Origin of the sequence: Pseudoalteromonas sp. CNAT2-18.1 (assembly GCF_022347865.1) — a bacterium.
In the GTDB taxonomy this organism is placed as follows: domain Bacteria; phylum Pseudomonadota; class Gammaproteobacteria; order Enterobacterales; family Alteromonadaceae; genus Pseudoalteromonas; species Pseudoalteromonas ruthenica.
Genome location: NZ_JAKRFR010000006.1, coordinates 323,490 through 339,647 on the forward strand (window position 1 = coordinate 323,490; position 16,158 = coordinate 339,647).

The window sequence follows — 16,158 nt, forward strand, 5'->3', positions numbered from 1 at the left end:
TCCCTAAAGCGCGTACTATTGTTAAAGAATGTTAATCTATAGTTAACAACCTCCAACCGCTACATACAGAGGAAACTATGAAAAAAACAATGATTCGCAGCGCAATTGCGCTTGCTATTTTGGGCGGCGCCACGCAGGTATCTGCGGCTGACGACCGTTACATCATCCAAGTCGACAACGATAAAAAAGGCGTCGTTAAAGCGCTCGCTAAAAAGCTTGGTGGTGATGTTAAGGTTGATGGCAATGGCTTTTTTGCTGCTACCTTTACCGGAATGGACTTATCGACAGTTAAAGGTTTGTTGAACAACCCCCACATCAAGTTGATTGAGACTGATAGTCGCCGCTACCCCATGTCTGCTTACAGTGACGATATTGGCGATCCAATGACTCAGCAACTTACCCCGTATGCGGTGTATCAGTCGCAAGCGGATCAAGTCACTTTTAACGCTAACAGTGGCATGAAGGTCTGTGTTATCGATTCGGGTTTAGATAGCTCAAATACCGACTTTAACTGGGGCGCGATTACGGGCGACAATGACTCAGGCACAGGTAACTGGTTTGAGCATGGCGGCCCTCACGGTACGCATGTTGCTGGTACCATTGGTGCTGCTGATAATAACCAAGGTGTTGTAGGCATGGCACCGGGCGTGGATATGCACATCATTAAAGTATTTAATGAAAGCGGCTGGGGTTATTCTTCTGATCTGGCGCATGCTGCCAACTTATGTGCGCAAGCGGGTGCCAATATCATTAACATGAGTTTAGGCGGTGGTGGCAGCAATAGCACTGAAGAAAATGCCTTTGCTAATTTCGCTGCCAATGGTGGCTTATCCGTTGCGGCCGCAGGTAACGATGGTAATAACGTGCGCTCATACCCTGCAGGATATACCTCGGTCATGATGATTGGTGCCAATGATGCCGATAATAACATTGCCGATTTCTCCCAGTATCCGAGCTGTACCTCAGGACGTGGTAAGAAAGCCACTGACGACGAGCGTATCTGTGTTGAAGTTACCGCAGGCGGTGTTGATACGCTCTCAACTTACCCTGCAGGGATGGCTGCATTTGCTTCGGCGACCGCTGATGGCGCCGCGTTTGAAGTATCAGCAATGGAAAACACCGGTGCAACCAGTGGCGATTTATACTTCATGGGCACCGCTGAAGCAGTTGACAGCAACGCATCCGGTAAAGTGTGCTTAATCGATAGAGGCAATATCTCGTTCCACGATAAAGTCGCTAACTGTGAAAACTCCGGCGGCCTTGGCGCTATTATTGTCAATAATGAATCAGGCATGCTTTACGGCACGCTTGGGGATACTAACAGCACCACTATTCCCGCAGTAGGCGCAGCGTTAGAACAGCGCACCACACTGATGGCAGCAACGAACGCAAGCATTAATATTAGCGCCAGTGACTACGGTTACATGAGCGGTACATCCATGGCCACACCTGCTGTGGCAGGCCTTGCGGCCTTAGTTTGGTCAAATCATGCCAGCTGTAGTGGTGAAGAAATTCGTAACGCCTTTAAAGCGACGGCACAAGACCAAGGCGCTGCCGGTAAAGATGTATACTTCGGTTACGGCATCGTCAAAGCGGCCGCCGCTGATCAGTACCTATTAGCGAATGGTTGTGGCGGCAGTGGCAGCGGCGGCGGAGATACCGGCGGTGAGCCTGAGGCCGACATTAGCCTTAGCGCCTCTGGTTATAAATCTCGCGGTGCAGCCTTTGTTGATTTGAGCTACAGCGGTGCGGCTACCTCAAATGTTGACATCTACCGTGATGGTAACTTGATCACGACCACCGCAAACACCAACAGCTACACCGATAGCCTAGGTAAAGTACGTGGTAGCTTCGGTTATCAAGTCTGTGAGCAAGGTTCAACAGTGTGCTCAGCAACCATCACTGTTAATTTCTAAATTACTGCCTTTGACAAGCATTCAAAGCGGGCTCTATGCCCGCTTTATTCTTCATAGCTAAGCTGATAGATTTACCGCTTTAGCTTTAAGCACACCATCATGCTCAACCCTGAACTATTACTTTCATTTCTTGGTGCCAGTTTCCTTATTGCCGTAGGTCCAGGCCCCTCTAATGCATTTCTAATGGCGCAAACCTTTGCCAACGGTCGCCAGGCAGGGATTCAATGTGCTATAGGCTTCGCACTCGGTGGTGTTATTCATACCCTTTTTGCAGTTATTGGCTTATCTGCATTACTGAAAGCATCAGCGACAGCCTATACAGCCGTGCAGTATTTAGGGGCATGTTATTTAGCCTATTTAGGGATCATGACGCTGTGGCAAAGCTGGCAAGCAACGGCCATAGAGCAAGAGGATAAACCGCATGTCAGTGTCAAAAAGCAAAGCCCACTTTTTCAAGCAATGATGACGGAAGTGCTAAACCCCAAAGTAGCTCTGTTTTTCATTGCCTTTATTCCGCAGTTTGTTGACCCTTCATTGGCCACTTCGACCACTGCTCAACTGGCTATCTTTGGACTACTTTATCCCGTACTGGCGCTGCCTATTGACTGCACCTATATTTATTTCGGCGATAAAATTGCCCAGTACTTTAAGACTCACCCGAGTGCACAGTGCTGGATAGACCGCCTGACTGGCTTTATTTTCATTGCATTAGCTATCAACCTGCTGTTATAAAATGATAAATACGATTTATTGAGGCCCAGCAGTGAAACAAAAACAACAGCCCCTTCCGCCAATTAAAACCATTGCTTTAGTGGCTCACGATGGCAAAAAGCAAGCATTGGTAGATTGGTGTCAGCGTCATAAAAGCGTACTCGAAGTGCATAATCTTTACGGCACAGGAACCACGGGGCTGCGCATAGAAAAAGAAACGGGGTTAGGTGTTACTAAATTGCTAAGTGGGCCTATGGGTGGCGATCAGCAGCTCGGAGCAAAAATCGCTGAGCATCACATCCATATGCTCATATTTTTTTGGGATCCGCTTTCATCTCAGCCCCATGATCCCGATGTTAAAGCGCTACTGCGCTTAGCTGCGGTTTGGAATATCCCCGTGGCTTGTAATGAAGCCACAGCCGATATGTTGCTAGCAAGCACTTACATGCAAAGCATTATGCCACGTAGCTTACCAGATTATGACAATTACCTCGCTGACAGAAGCCTCGACAACGAGTAAATCACTGCCCACGACGCTGATAGAGCGCATTAATTAAGCGGTTTTCTTTGTCTCAAATAGCTGGCAAAACGTGGCACGCCATTTTTTGTATAGCCATGGTATTTAAACGTTATAGTACTGCCGATAGCGGGAGGATTTGCCCGCTCGGCGTCACTAAACCCAGTGCCAATTTTGAACTGCTTACCGCGCTTATCAACGACTATCAGAGCACCAAGCATACCTTGATATTTACCCCGTCCCTGCTGATAACCAATGACTTTAGCTTCGCTATCCATGTAAGGTTTCAGTTTTAAAACATTATCACTGCGCCCGGGATTAAAACGCGCATCACGACGGTGCAATATCACCCCTTCCGCGCCTTGGCTAACTAACTCATTAAACCACTGCGATAATTGTGCACGGGTGTTAAAGCGATGTTGTTTAATCGCCTCTAAGTTATTGCAGTCGCAGTGAGCTATCGCATGTGTATAGTCACTGTAGCGCTTGAAAAAAGGTTTATCGCTCGGTGCATCAAACACCATAAAGCGAATGTCCTGCCAATGCTGGGCATTGGGTTGATTGTCTAATACGGTGTTACTGACATGATTGAAGCGCCCTCGTCCCGCCCAGAGCTCACCATCAAGGCGCATCGATGGCCAGTTTGCGGTAAAATTAGCGGGTGTATTGATAAGTAAACCACCACGACTGCGCAACTCGCCGTTAATCCAAGTCGCACGGATCCCGTCGTACTTTTCCGACGCAAGGTAGCGCTCTACTTGGTGTTTATCAGTGAGCTGTTTCGCCAACTCCAACGGCGGTGTCGTCGCCCACAATACGGGGCTGGCTAAAAGAATTAATGTGAAGAGTAAGCGCATGACCATATCCTTATGCTGTTCGCTTACTCTTTAGTGTAGTGGCTATTTACGGATTTGTAGCAACTGTTGATATAAATCCGCCAGGTTAGCAAAGCGCCCATCCGCGTGGCTAAAATCTTGGGTAATAGTGTGTGTATTGGGCACCACAGCAACGCGCAGACCAGCACTTTTGGCCGACATAGAGCCGGTATGGGTGTCTTCAATGGCGAGGCTTTGCTGCGCATTCGCACCTAATAAGGACAGGCCTAAAAGGTAGGGCTGCGGCGCGGGTTTTGGCTCACTAACATCGTCCTTGGTGACCACACAGGCAAAGTACTCTGCCAATTCGTAACCGTGCAATATTGGCATCACCTCATCACGCGTACTGCCGGTCACAAGCCCTATCTTGAAGCCATCCTCACGACAATGTTGCAAGATTTCCAGCGCATAGGGCATTAGCCGTGGTAAAGAAGTGGCGGCTACTTTGGCAAACTGGTCATTTTTTTGCTGCGCCAATGCCTCTGCACTAATCGCCAAATTATGCTGTGTGACCACCTCTTTCGCGGATGCCAAGGTTGGACGACCGCTGTAACGCTGGCAGAACTCCACCTCATCATAGGCAATACCATAAGGTGCTAAGATGTTATTCCAACACTGAAAGTGCAGCGATTCGGAATCAACCAAAGTGCCGTCGAAATCAAATAATACGGTGGTGATCATGTGGGTACTCTCTCATGTTCATGTTACCGCCCCGACCGCTATGAAATGTATCAGCAAGGGCGAGTAAAATGGGCCGCTAGATGCTTATTGCTGTACTCCTGCAGGCGGCTCTGCTGAAGCCGGCTCGCCACTTTCTATTTCTACCAGTTCATAGCCTCTGGCTTGACGAACGACTTTCAAAGCCGGTTTCGCAAAGGCACTTTTTAAGCGCTCAGCATCCGCTTTTAGCTCTTCTATGTCGTGTCCGAAGGGCGCAGCGCCGGTCTCTGACCAATTGGTCACTTTACCATTGCTGGTATATTCCACTTCATGAATCTGATAAAGCGGCTCTTTTCCGGCTTCCTCAGCCAAAATAACGCGGTAGTTCCAAAATCCAGACATAGTTACTCTCTCTATAAACACTCCCCTTAGGGCTTAGCGCAAACTTTACCAGCTCAAGCTCCCAATATAAACGAAAAAACCCGCCAATTGGCGGGTTTCAATAAAGCTAAAAATGATTCTCGCTTAGAAGAAACTCACTTTAAATTCAGCACCGATGTAGCGCTCTTCATTCACCATTGCGGTGTTATTGTTGAAGTCGATAGCACCGATAGCTTGCTGCTCATCAAACATGTTGCGTACGAAAGCTGATACTTCATACTCGTTATCACCCTGGTACCAAGTATAACCAGCACGTAGGCCTACTTCCGTTAGCGGTTTGCCTTCAAACTCAACAGACTCGTATAGGAAGTAATTGATTTCACTACGGTAAGAAACATCGGCGTAAGTGAAGAAATCACCCTCGCCCATAGGTCTCATATAGCTAAGCGTTAGGTTTGAGATCCACTCAGGCGCATGCGGTAGGCTGTTACCGTCAAGAATTGCCTGGCCACTGTTGTTAACAGGATTGGTAACGATACACTGTGCACAGACATCAACTGCTAGGGTATCATCTTTCAGTTCAGTGTTGTTGTAACTGAGGTTAAAGGTCGCATTAAGGTTGTCGGTTAACACCCACTGGGTATCAACTTCGAAGCCATAACCGGTGGTTTCATCAGCATTCACTAAACGGTTAAAGTTAGCACCACCACCAACCGCAGTAAGCTGCTGGTCGTCCATGGTGTAATAGAATACCGCCGCATTGACACGACCACGGCCATCTAGAATATCCGACTTAATACCGGTTTCGAAAGAGGTTACGGTTTCAGACTCTGCAATCGTCACTTCGTTACCAAATAAGATACGACCTTGGATACTTGGAGCGCGGAAGCTATTTGCTACCCGAGCGTACCAATTGATGTCATCGCTCACTTTGTAATTGGTTGAGATATCCCAGCTCACGTGGTCATCACTTGGGTTCTCAGTAAGGAACAATGCACCGCCGCCGACAGGGCTTTGGGTACGATTTGCTGAGAATTCTTTCTCATCGTCTGAGTAACGCAGACCCACAGTGACTTTCAAATCATCAGTCAAAGTGTAATCCGCTGAGCCGAATACCGCCCATGCTTTGGTATCCTGCTGTTGAATCACGTAGCCATTCAATATACCAGGCTGCGCACCATAGGTGTCATAGCTAAAGTTTTCAATGGTTAATGCTTCATCAAAGTAGAAAACACCCACTTGGTAATTGAAGTCACCGGCAAAGTTACTCGATAGACGAAGCTCTTGTGTGTATTGGTCTTGATCTGGGATGCCATCGGCACTTTCAGATGGGAATGGAATAACACCCGGGCCCATGTCCGGTAAGAACGCAGCACCGTAACCACCGTCAATGTCGGCGCGCGAATAAATTTCTGCGCTTTCCCATGCAGAAATAGAAGTCAGGGTGTAAAAATCATTAACGTCCCACTCAAGCTTAAGGCTCGCACCTTGCGACTCAACCTGTTGCGTCGCACGCGATGCTGCATCGTGGTAAACCACGTCATGCTCGAAGTTGTCGACTAAATCGTTACTACCGGCTTTAATAGCATTGGCGCGAAAGGCGATAGGCGTACCATCAAGGTCGCGTACGTGGTAGTTGAATAAACCCGTGAAGTCGTCGCCTTCGTACAAGAATTGTACACGCGCTGCTTTTTCACTGTAGCCGCCAAGTACATCTTCTTGTTCAAAACCTGGCGCGCGGTTATCAATGTAGTCGTCTTTTTCTTGCCATAGCAAAGAGACACGCGTTGACAGGCGATCGGTTAACCCACCACCGACAGCGCCTTCAAAATCTACGGCACCACGGCTACCGTATGAGACTGAGCCATAGCCTTCAAATTCTTGACTCGGTTTAACCGTATCGAACTTCACCAAACCTGCTGGGGTGTTACGGCCAAACAATGTACCTTGTGGACCGCGAAGTACTTCAACGCGGGCAACGTCAAATACCGGGAAGCCTTTTAAAATGGCGTTTTCTTGAACAACTTCATCAACAACAAGCGAAACCGGTTGTGAGGCATTCAAATCGAAGTCTGTGTTACCTAGACCACGAACATAAAAGCGTGGAAATGAACGACCAAACGAAGATTCAATAGATAGACTTGGGATTTTCGCATTCATAAAACGAATGTCCATGCCCGCAGAGCTATAGGCTTCTAAGCCATCACCTTGCAGTGCAGATACCGCAACAGGCACTTCCTGAGCGTTTTCTACACGCTTACGTGCGGTAATTTGAATAACTTCGAGAGAATTGTCTTTTGCTGCAGGACCTTGTTGTTCAGCAGCGATTGAAGAGAATGAAGAGCCGGCAGCGGCTGAGAACAACGCTGCGTTAATTAATGTTGCAAGCGTGGTACGTTTCATTGCTTTCATGTTGGTTTTAGCCTTTTGTACACTCTTTTGTTCAACGGTAGATATGTAGCGCCGTTTCACCTGGCACAATGTTCAATTTTGCGCGCATCCTCGAGCGCGGACCTTAAATTTGAGAGTGTAAGAGCAAAAATAAGGCTGAACATTACGGGCGAGAATTATAGCACTGAAATCTGAAATTAGTTCAGTAAAAATTCATTAATTTGCAACATTTATCTACTTTTAGATACAGGTTTGATTTTTTTAACCGATTTCAGATGCAAATAAGGACATTTGTCCTTTTAAGTGCGAATTCACCCTTGCGTACCTAGACACATTTGCTATATCTCGCTCTGCCTGCATTATAGTTTTGCAAAACTCAGTGGTTCAGGCGCAGCTAATGCGATCCCTAGTCGGTTCAAGCACTCGATAATTTGTAGGTTTAACGATTCAACTATGTGCAGATAATAGTCAAAGTCTGTGGTTTGTGCATAACTTAACACATCTATTTTTATGCCTCTGGGCACAAACCCGCTGAGTCGTACTCGACACGGTTGGTCGGCAATATCTTGGTGCCGCTCAAGTATCTCACGGATCTGCTCTAACAACTGCGCTAACACCTGATGTTGAGTTGAGCGCTCAAGCACAATATCGGGCCTATAGGCTATGCGCTCACGCTCAGATATATTCTCAATTTCCATATCGACAAACTTGGCATTTGCTATGTGTATAACGCTGCGTTCCAAAGTGCGCATTCTCGTCGCACGCAGGCCTATCTCCTCAACAACACCAAAATAGCGACCAACACGACATACCTGACCAACTTTGACCGGCGCAGAAGCATACAAGGTAATCGCACCGATAATGTTTTCTACCGACTTTTGTGCTGCTAAGGCCAGCGCCAAGCCCCCAATTCCAAGCCCGGCAATCAGTGTTGTGGCACTAAAACCTAAATTCTCAAACCAGACTAATAAGGCAATAAGAGTCAGCAGAATCTTCACGACATTCCCTGCAGGGCGCAGTAAAAATTCGGCCTGAGTATTGTTGTTGCGTTGCAAGCGTAACGTTAGGCGCAAACGAATAACATCAACGACTTTAAGCAAAAACCACGTCCACGCCAGAATTAACAAAGTTGCGCCTTCGAATATAGCCCGGGTGGCCAGGGTGGAATTAGCTTCCGAGGAGAAAGTGCGGGCCAACACAATCCCCAGTAAAAAACATAATGGCCCGGTTACTAACGCTTTTGCTGGCTGGCTCACGTCGGCTTTAGCACGCAATAGCAAATACAGAAAAATGCGCGTACTTAGATAAGCAATCAGTAAAAATGCGAGCAGGTTCAGGCTGTAATAAACCCATTGCCACAACTCAACCCCTAAAAATGCTCCATGAGGTAGGTGGCGATACAGCCACTCACCCGCTTGAGAATAACCAAACTCTTGGCGTAAAAATGGCACTTGGTTTACGGTCGCATTGGACACTTTCCATATGTAGTTACCCGGGGTGTCACCGGGCACACGCTGCAATAAAATTTGCACCGCTCCTCGTGAGGTGTCTATCTCTCCCACTAGGTCGCGATAACTAGGCACAGGCTCATTACGACTGCCTGCGGGGTGATTACTCAGCGCTTGCGTATCTACCCATAAAGTGCGATTAAGCACCAAAAAGAGGGTGTGTGCGAGCTCAGCATGATTCATCGCCTGAGCTTGCAGCGATAAATTGCGAAAATCCAAATAGTGCGCCGCACGCTCAAAGTCTCGTTGGTGGGCCGCATGCAAATATCCCTGCATAGCACTACGCGGCGTTTGTCGATTAAACTCATCTATTATTGGGTGCTCGTTAGTAGCAACCTCATTGCCTGGTAACGTAGACTGCTCGGCGTGCTCACTGTTATCCTTTGCCTGTTGTTGCTCATTGTTTAAAATTTCTTTCACCGTAACTTTGGCTTCAAGCGAGTAAGGTAAAACAAGGGCAAGGGCCAAAAGCCCACATTTGAAACTACGCCAAGGGTTCATCACATCATCCATCTGTTTTCGCACTCTATAAAGCATAGCCATAAGCGCCAAACTTGCGCACGTGGGTCGATATAAATTGCCTTCAAAGCAAGCACTTGCTAGATTTACTAAGCAATTGGCACTATCAATTTAACCACTTAGCCTGTTTGCAGGCTGCATCGATAAGTAGCACGGGCGCAATCTTTTGAACTGTGTTGTTATCGCGAGGAGGGATGATGAGTATCGCAAAGTCACTACCCGGACAATGGCCCATTTTCATACTGCAAGGCTTAGTAGCAATCATATTTGCGGCCATCGCTTGGTTATCACCGCAATTAACTATCAACGTGTTAATTTTTATTTTTGCGGCCTTCTTTTTACTTGATGGCGGCTCAAGAGTTTGGCTGGCGTTAAAACAAAAAGGCCAGAACGGCTATTGGTTTGTCACCTTAATAGCCGGTCTTTTGGGGATTGTTGCGGCTATTATCACCTTGATCATGCCCCAACTAACGGCCTACGTGATGCTCTACCTTATCGCCTTTTGGGCAGTCGCTATCGGTGTTACAGAAATCGTTGCGGCGGTGAAATTAGCTAAACATTTACAGGGCACCACGCTTATATTAATCAGTGGTATATTGTCGGTGTTATTTGGTGGCTACCTTATTTTCAACCCCGGACAAGGTATTATTGCCATGCTTTGGCTAGTCGCTCTGTATGCCTTTGTGTTTGGCCTTATTTTATGTTGGCTAGGGGTTAAGTTACGTACCCTCGAGAAGCAATTCGACTAGCTCACGCTAGTCGAATTTGAGTTATTAGTGCAAGGCTGCACGAAATGGTAAAGAGGCGCAAATTTGTGCCTCGCGCTCAATCACTTGGGCTAACCGCGCATCGACTTCAGCCTTGTCGAAATACTCATAAGCAAGCTCAACAAATAAGTTTTTATGTTTTTCTTCTGATTTTGCAATCGCGACATAAAATTCTTTGTCTTTACCAGGTGGCAACGCTTCAGCTATTAGCGCGAAGCGCTCATGGCCTCGAGCTTCAATCACAGCCGCGACCAGCAGCCGGTCCATCATAAACACGTCTTTACCATGGCGAAACATGCCTCGCAGCTGATTCACATAAGGGTCTTTTTTATCATCCCCTAGGTTCACATCGCGCTCGCTTAGCAACTTAACCACTTGTTTAAAGTGAATCATCTCTTCGAGTGCTAAATCAGTCATCGCTTTAACGAGCTTGCGTTTATCTGGGTAGTGAGACAGCATCGACAACGCCATGCCCGAGGCTTTCTTCTCAGCGCCAGCATGGTCTTGTAAAAATGTGTCAAAATCGGCCAGTACAGCGTCAGTCCATTGTGCTGGCGTGTGGTATTTGAGTTCGAACATGGTCAACATGATGGGTATATAAACAATGGCTGGCATTCTATACCAAATTTGCACGCACTCATACCGCTTCACCCCTAAGCCACGCCTCAAGGTTATCGACCTTGCCGTTGCGCGTGGAGGGTACTTTCAGGGGGTGCTTTAAGTCGCGCCAAGCCATCACCTTATTATGCTGGTTAAGGTGCGCAAATTGCTTGCTCGTGCTATTGGCTCCAACAAACTGGCAAAATTGCTGAAAACTATGGGGCTCACTGATATCAATTGTCAGTAAACGGTGCGCTTGCTGAGCAAAATACGTCGATACCTGTTGCTGATGCCGCTTATAGCAATATTCAAGGTGCTTACCATCAGTTAGGCTTTGTTCATTCAAAGGCGAAAATACACGATGGTAACTTGCTTTAAGAAGCGGACTAAACCCCCCTGTATCGCTCAATAAATTGGTACTCATTCGCGGCAATAAGCGTTGGACAGACTCCAGCCAACGCTCTGGTTGCCGCTGCAAGAGCACAAATTTTGCTTCAGGGAAGCGCTCAGCCAGCTCCGGGTAGTGGCTAAAGCAGGGTGTGTCGGCAACGAGCTCCGCACGCTCAAAACACGCTTTAGTATAAGCTGTGTGGGCGGTGCGAAGACCTAAATCGAGTGCAGCAGCACACACGCTGGTGGTGCCGCTGCGCGGTAAACCTATCACAAATATTTTCGACATGGCCATAGTATGGGTTGTTAAACATTGCTATGGCCGTTATTGTACTCACTGCGTTGCGTGGCTGCGAGTATTCGCTGGTTTACATGCACTGAGTTGGTCGATACACATCTGGATATCGGCAGTAATACTCGCTAAAGCGCCTTTGAGTGCTGGGTCGCGAGCTTCACTGACTGCTTTTTTTATTTTCGCCAATAACTTCTTCTCGAACTCAATGAGATCGATTATCATTGACTGCTCAGGCCTGTTAGAAAAATGACTCTTAGCTTGCGCGTACCAAGCGATCGCTGTACCCAGCCAAGTATTTTCTATACTGCTGTGATCGGGATTTTCATCCACATCGTAGACAGATAACTGGGCTTGTTCCCGTATTTTTGCCATATTGATAAAGACATGCCTGACGTTGTAGTCACCGACCTGTTCGGCTGCCTGCTTATAAAACGTCGCCGCATCTCGGTTCAGCTTAAGAATATCTTTGGCAATTTTTTTATCACGTTTTGCTTGTGTTTGGTCAAGGTTAACCATATCTAAACTCCTATGGTCGCTGATGTACCAAGTTCACCTGCAATTCATATACCATTATTTATTTTATTATAAATCAGAAGGTTAGAAGGACCTCCTCGCTGAACCCGAGTAACATCTACCCGCTGACTTGTTATTTTTACAACTCTTTCAAGGAGAGTGATGTATGCACCAGGTTAAAATGTTTGTACAACTCAGCGATCCCGAGCTGGTCTCGAAGCTGGCTAAATTAGAAGTATTAAAAAAGTTTCAGCTGGTCTACGCAAACGAGTTTGAGCCGTGGGAAGCGCAAGTTGCCCAGTCGGGGTGTGATATTGCATTGGTGGAACTCGAAGAATTCAATGAACAAGGATACAACACCCTAAATGACACCGACGCGTTATCGCACGTTGAGTTTCTATTTTTAAGTAAAGGTAAGCCAAATCCATATCTTGATAAGTTGATGCGCGATGGTGCCGGGTTCCACTGCCGTGCCCCGTATGATTTGGAACTGATTAGCGAAACTCTGCAAGACAGCTACGAACTGTTTGGTGAAGCCAGCCAATCAAGTAAAGCTGTTGAGTCCAGCGACCTTGACCAATTTGGTTTATTAGTCGGCTCTTCTAAGTCTATGCACAAGTTGTATCGCACTATTCGTAAGGTCGCACGCACTGATGCCAACGTGATGATTATTGGCGAAAGTGGTGTAGGTAAAGAGCTCGTTGCCAATACCGTTCATATTGCTGGCGATAAGCCACAAGCACCTTTCGTTGCGATAAACTGTGGTGCGCTTTCCCCAGAGCTTATAGATAGTGAGTTATTTGGTCATGTGAAAGGCGCATTTACAGGTGCACACCGCGATCACCAAGGGGTCTTCGACCAAGCTAAAGGCGGTACGCTGTTTTTAGACGAAGTAACAGAGATGCCATTAGAGCAACAAGTTAAGTTACTGCGCGTGCTCGAAAGCGGAGAGTATCGCGCCGTAGGCAGTCAACAAGTGAAACATGCTGATGTGCGTATTGTTTGTGCAACCAACCGTAACCCGCAACAAGCCATTGATGATGGCATTTTCCGTGAGGATTTATACTTCCGCTTAGCGCACTTCCCTATCCGAGTGCCACCACTGCGCGATCGAGGCAATGACATCACCGGCCTCGCTGAGCACTTCCTTGCCTACCGTAATGCCCAAGAATTGAGCCACAAACGTATCGCTACCGATGCACTTAGCCGCATTGCTGCTTATAACTGGCCAGGCAACGTACGGGAGCTAAAACACACCATTGAACGAGCGATGATCTTGGCCGATGACGTAATCAAAGCCGAACATCTTTCATTGGGTGAATCAGTAAGCAAAAGCGACAGCAACAGCGTCGATATTCCTACTGGCGTTTCCTTGGAAGAGTTGGAAAAAGCGGCAATTTTGAAAAACTTGGAAGAGAACGCCGGCAACAAAACGGACACCGCTGAACAATTAGGTGTTAGTGTGAAAACACTCTATAACAAACTAGAAAAGTACTCTCAGGACTAATCAGTTTGCGGGGCTTGCTATGAACAAGCCCCGACATTCTAGCCATCATATCGGTTACGGCTTTTACCCTGCTCTCGGCCATCAAATAAATCACGTAAATCAAAGGCAAAGGCCTTTAATTTCTCTTTCATCGTTCGCTTAATACTGACTTCCACACTCCCGAGAATAATACGCCCATGGATAATAATGCGCGGTCGCTGTTTATCTTCGTATCGCGGCCCAAGTGAGACCCGCTTATTAACCAGTGACCCCATGATATTGGTGGTCTGAGTTTGCACATCTACACTCTCTGGCACCACAATTTCATCACTGCCCAAAATACAATTAACGTAAATGTGTACTTCAGGGTGAGAAAAGATAGCGTTGGTAAAGTCTAATTCAATGCTTCCCAAATAATTGTTTAGATGAATCTCTTTAGGGACAACCCATTCACCGCTGCGTTGGTCCGAGCTTAATATGGCGGTAATTTTCTCACCATTAACCTGCTCGCTACTTTGCGTGAAAGGAGTGCGCATACGTGCCGCCTTCTCGCTGTTGTAGCGTGGGTCGCTGTGCAGCGGCAGATCAGCAACCAATGTTGCTAGTTGCTCTTGGCAGCTGCAGTCATACGCTTGATCAAGGCGACGTTCAAACGCCTGCGCTGAAATTTCACCATGACTGTAATTTAAAATTAGCTGATCGATGATCTCTTCTTTTACTTGCGCTAACGGCCTGTCCTTTAAAGGAACACTCATGTTCACACTCCTGTTGTCGTTTTGCTTACCTAAGCAAAATCAGCGCCAAATATTAATTCCTTTAGTTTCAGTCAGATGGAGATTAAGCCAGTTCACCGCATTCGCCAAAACCACCATATTTACGCTTAATTAACGATATTTTAATTATCTTTACTGAGTAACTCCCCATGGCGCGGGTTGCGACGCCAAGTAGGTGAACTAAACTTCAAGTGTCTCCCCAACATCCCGAGTGCCATGTTACATCTACCAACATTGATAGTGGTATCGACTTTACTAAACGCCTTTATTGGCGTCTTTTTGTTGTTGGTGTTTTACCAACGTGCACAACGAAGCTTTTTGTATTGGGGATTATCTTGTCTGGTATTTAGTTTAGCTGAAATAAGCGCGACTCTGCGTGTGTTTATCGACTTACCGGTACTGACCCATTACAGCGCCCAACTATTGATGATAACAGCGCCATTGCTGGTGCTAAGAGGTATACTCTGGTACAGCTCTTCAAAACACCATAACCCGTTGTTTATCTATTTTATTCTGGGTTTCAGTGCGTTGTTACTGGCGTTGTTGCACCACCAACCACTGTGGGGGCAGATTTACACTTCTATGGCTATTGCCACACTATTCTTTGCCGCTGCAGCGGCTATTAGAACAACAACCAAAGGCAATATATATGCCGCCACTTTGCTTGTTCTCGTCACCTTGCATGCGCTGGTAATGTTGGTTCAAACGGGCCTGTTGCTTACCAATTTGTTGCACTGGGAGCAATCATTACCACCTTGGACCAAACAGTTAGTTCTTGCTGTTCACTTACTACTGACCACGTGCACGGCACTAGTGTTTCCGATGCTTTTTTTCATACGCTCAGAAGCTAAACTCACTAACTTAGCTAATTTCGACCCACTCACAAACTTGTACAATCGTCGTGCGTTTTTCTATGAAGGCGAAAAACGACTCGCGCAGTGTATTGCTAAGCAGCAGCCGCTTGCAGTCATGATGATAGATTTGGATTACTTTAAGAAGGTCAATGATCAGTTTGGTCACGATGGCGGAGACGCTGCGTTGCAATGGGTGAGTCAGCGCATTCGCGAGCAACTCAGAGAAGATGATTTAGCTGCGCGTATTGGCGGAGAGGAATTCGCAGTGATTTTAGCCAATACCCATCAACGCACGGCGCTCAAAGTGGGCGATCGCTTACGTAAGGCCATTGCCGAGGGCTCATTTTATTGGCACCATCAGCGCCTGCCGCTGAGCATTAGCATCGGCGTCACTTGCCGAGAAAGTGGCCATTTTGATATTAAAAAGATGCTGATTGAAGCGGATAAAGGCCTTTACGAGGCAAAAAGCCGTGGCCGTAACTGCTTGGTTGAAACCCATCATAGCGACACCACCACGGCTTCTACTGGCTAACACAAACCGACATACAAGGGTTTGAGTAATAATAACTTTTAAGAGACAATAACGCTTTTACACGGAGATCAGTAAATGCGTCACACCCTTGTCATTGCTTTGGTGGCCTTATTCACCCTGAGTGCCTGCAAAACCACAGTGCCAGTGCGAGACTTTCCTTATAATGCCATTCCTATGGCTCAGAGCCAAAACCACAGTGATAAGGATATTGAAAAAGCCATTATCAAAGCATGCCTGCAGCTCGGCTGGCAGTGTGCAGCTAAAAGCGAAGGGGTCGTTGCTGCGGTGCTCAATATTCGCACTCATCAATTGACGGTTGATATTAATTATACCCCGAGCCAGTTTTCGGTAGAGTATGTTGACTCTGTCAATTTGAGATACGATGGCAAGAAAATCCATCGCCAGTATGTCAATTGGGTCAATAATTTAATACGCCATATTCAGGCTGAATTAGTAGTCTAACGCAACGG

16 protein-coding genes are annotated in these 16,158 nt (G+C 46.9%); 7 read left to right on the forward strand and 9 right to left on the reverse strand.

The window, feature by feature from the left end; translation table 11 throughout:
- Window positions 1–89 precede the first annotated feature (89 nt).
- From MHM94_RS15215 to MHM94_RS15225, 3 genes are all read left to right on the forward strand, one after another.
- A complete protein-coding gene (locus MHM94_RS15215) occupies window positions 90–1,916 on the forward strand; it encodes a S8 family serine peptidase (RefSeq protein ID WP_235045742.1) in 1,827 nt (608 codons plus the stop codon).
- 99 nt (window positions 1,917–2,015) lie between these two features.
- Entirely contained in the window at window positions 2,016–2,648 is a 633-nt protein-coding gene (locus MHM94_RS15220; RefSeq protein ID WP_235419753.1) for a LysE family translocator, read from the forward strand.
- Between the two features lie 31 nt (window positions 2,649–2,679).
- Window positions 2,680–3,147: a methylglyoxal synthase gene (locus MHM94_RS15225; RefSeq protein ID WP_045978231.1), complete on the forward strand. Its 468-nt coding sequence runs from the start codon at window positions 2,680–2,682 to the stop codon at window positions 3,145–3,147.
- Window positions 3,148–3,176: 29 nt separating this feature from the next.
- Here MHM94_RS15225 and MHM94_RS15230 read toward each other — a convergent pair whose 3' ends face one another.
- The 5 genes from MHM94_RS15230 to MHM94_RS15250 form a co-directional block, all read right to left on the reverse strand.
- Complete coding sequence (locus MHM94_RS15230) at window positions 3,177–4,001, reverse strand: DNA ligase (protein ID WP_022945296.1); 825 nt, start codon at window positions 3,999–4,001, stop codon at window positions 3,177–3,179.
- Window positions 4,002–4,043: 42 nt separating this feature from the next.
- Entirely contained in the window at window positions 4,044–4,700 is a 657-nt protein-coding gene (locus MHM94_RS15235; protein ID WP_235419754.1) for an HAD family phosphatase, read from the reverse strand.
- 84 nt (window positions 4,701–4,784) lie between these two features.
- Window positions 4,785–5,081, reverse strand: a complete 297-nt coding sequence (locus MHM94_RS15240) for a hypothetical protein (protein WP_022945298.1) — start codon at window positions 5,079–5,081, stop codon at window positions 4,785–4,787.
- Between the two features lie 123 nt (window positions 5,082–5,204).
- Window positions 5,205–7,472 (reverse strand): TonB-dependent receptor, encoded by a 2,268-nt coding sequence (locus MHM94_RS15245; RefSeq protein ID WP_235419755.1) that lies wholly within the window; start codon window positions 7,470–7,472, stop codon window positions 5,205–5,207.
- 338 nt (window positions 7,473–7,810) lie between these two features.
- Window positions 7,811–9,460, reverse strand: coding sequence for a mechanosensitive ion channel family protein (locus MHM94_RS15250; protein WP_235419756.1), 1,650 nt, complete (start codon window positions 9,458–9,460; stop codon window positions 7,811–7,813).
- Between the two features lie 215 nt (window positions 9,461–9,675).
- Here MHM94_RS15250 and MHM94_RS15255 point away from each other — a divergent pair, with 215 nt between their 5' ends.
- A complete protein-coding gene (locus tag MHM94_RS15255; RefSeq protein ID WP_022945301.1) occupies window positions 9,676–10,227 on the forward strand; it encodes a DUF308 domain-containing protein in 552 nt (183 codons plus the stop codon).
- 24 nt (window positions 10,228–10,251) lie between these two features.
- Here the strand turns inward: MHM94_RS15255 and MHM94_RS15260 are convergent, their stop codons facing one another.
- Genes MHM94_RS15260 through MHM94_RS15270 form a run of 3 tightly spaced genes read right to left on the reverse strand, consistent with a single transcriptional unit; the run spans window position 10,252 to window position 12,046 of the window.
- On the reverse strand, window positions 10,252–10,824 hold the full coding sequence (locus MHM94_RS15260; protein WP_053910374.1) for a tRNA-(ms[2]io[6]A)-hydroxylase: 573 nt from the start codon (window positions 10,822–10,824) through the stop codon (window positions 10,252–10,254).
- Between the two features lie 58 nt (window positions 10,825–10,882).
- Window positions 10,883–11,524, reverse strand: coding sequence for a sulfotransferase family protein (locus MHM94_RS15265; RefSeq protein WP_235419757.1), 642 nt, complete (start codon window positions 11,522–11,524; stop codon window positions 10,883–10,885).
- A 45-nt stretch (window positions 11,525–11,569) separates the two neighbouring features.
- Window positions 11,570–12,046, reverse strand: coding sequence for a DUF2383 domain-containing protein (locus tag MHM94_RS15270; RefSeq protein ID WP_022945304.1), 477 nt, complete (start codon window positions 12,044–12,046; stop codon window positions 11,570–11,572).
- A gap of 163 nt (window positions 12,047–12,209) precedes the next feature.
- Here MHM94_RS15270 and MHM94_RS15275 point away from each other — a divergent pair, with 163 nt between their 5' ends.
- Window positions 12,210–13,550 (forward strand): sigma-54 dependent transcriptional regulator, encoded by a 1,341-nt coding sequence (locus MHM94_RS15275; protein WP_235419758.1) that lies wholly within the window; start codon window positions 12,210–12,212, stop codon window positions 13,548–13,550.
- Between the two features lie 38 nt (window positions 13,551–13,588).
- On the opposite strand, the gene MHM94_RS15280 is transcribed toward MHM94_RS15275, so the two are convergent.
- Entirely contained in the window at window positions 13,589–14,284 is a 696-nt protein-coding gene (locus tag MHM94_RS15280; protein WP_053910256.1) for a LiaF domain-containing protein, read from the reverse strand.
- 234 nt (window positions 14,285–14,518) lie between these two features.
- Here MHM94_RS15280 and MHM94_RS15285 point away from each other — a divergent pair, with 234 nt between their 5' ends.
- Both MHM94_RS15285 and MHM94_RS15290 read left to right on the forward strand, forming a co-directional pair.
- Complete coding sequence (locus MHM94_RS15285; protein WP_235419759.1) at window positions 14,519–15,688, forward strand: GGDEF domain-containing protein; 1,170 nt, start codon at window positions 14,519–14,521, stop codon at window positions 15,686–15,688.
- Window positions 15,689–15,763: 75 nt separating this feature from the next.
- Entirely contained in the window at window positions 15,764–16,150 is a 387-nt protein-coding gene (locus MHM94_RS15290) for a hypothetical protein (RefSeq protein ID WP_045978237.1), read from the forward strand.
- The last annotated feature ends 8 nt before the right edge of the window (window positions 16,151–16,158 follow it).

Bases quoted from the DNA above. Each gene is read 5' to 3' on its own strand.
- MHM94_RS15260 (WP_053910374.1), bottom strand. From the start codon at position 10,824: ATGTTCGAACTCAAATACCACACGCCAGCACAATGGACTGACGCTGTA.
- MHM94_RS15230 (WP_022945296.1), bottom strand. From the start codon at position 4,001: ATGCGCTTACTCTTCACATTAATTCTTTTAGCCAGCCCCGTATTGTGG.
- MHM94_RS15250 (WP_235419756.1), bottom strand. From the start codon at position 9,460: ATGAACCCTTGGCGTAGTTTCAAATGTGGGCTTTTGGCCCTTGCCCTT.
- MHM94_RS15285 (WP_235419759.1), top strand. From the start codon at position 14,519: ATGTTACATCTACCAACATTGATAGTGGTATCGACTTTACTAAACGCC.
- MHM94_RS15280 (WP_053910256.1), bottom strand. From the start codon at position 14,284: ATGAGTGTTCCTTTAAAGGACAGGCCGTTAGCGCAAGTAAAAGAAGAG.
- MHM94_RS15240 (WP_022945298.1), bottom strand. From the start codon at position 5,081: ATGTCTGGATTTTGGAACTACCGCGTTATTTTGGCTGAGGAAGCCGGA.
- MHM94_RS15265 (WP_235419757.1), bottom strand. From the start codon at position 11,524: ATGTCGAAAATATTTGTGATAGGTTTACCGCGCAGCGGCACCACCAGC.
- MHM94_RS15290 (WP_045978237.1), top strand. From the start codon at position 15,764: ATGCGTCACACCCTTGTCATTGCTTTGGTGGCCTTATTCACCCTGAGT.
- MHM94_RS15270 (WP_022945304.1), bottom strand. From the start codon at position 12,046: ATGGTTAACCTTGACCAAACACAAGCAAAACGTGATAAAAAAATTGCC.
- MHM94_RS15245 (WP_235419755.1), bottom strand. From the start codon at position 7,472: ATGAAAGCAATGAAACGTACCACGCTTGCAACATTAATTAACGCAGCG.
- MHM94_RS15215 (WP_235045742.1), top strand. From the start codon at position 90: ATGATTCGCAGCGCAATTGCGCTTGCTATTTTGGGCGGCGCCACGCAG.
- MHM94_RS15220 (WP_235419753.1), top strand. From the start codon at position 2,016: ATGCTCAACCCTGAACTATTACTTTCATTTCTTGGTGCCAGTTTCCTT.
- MHM94_RS15235 (WP_235419754.1), bottom strand. From the start codon at position 4,700: ATGATCACCACCGTATTATTTGATTTCGACGGCACTTTGGTTGATTCC.
- MHM94_RS15255 (WP_022945301.1), top strand. From the start codon at position 9,676: ATGAGTATCGCAAAGTCACTACCCGGACAATGGCCCATTTTCATACTG.
- MHM94_RS15275 (WP_235419758.1), top strand. From the start codon at position 12,210: ATGCACCAGGTTAAAATGTTTGTACAACTCAGCGATCCCGAGCTGGTC.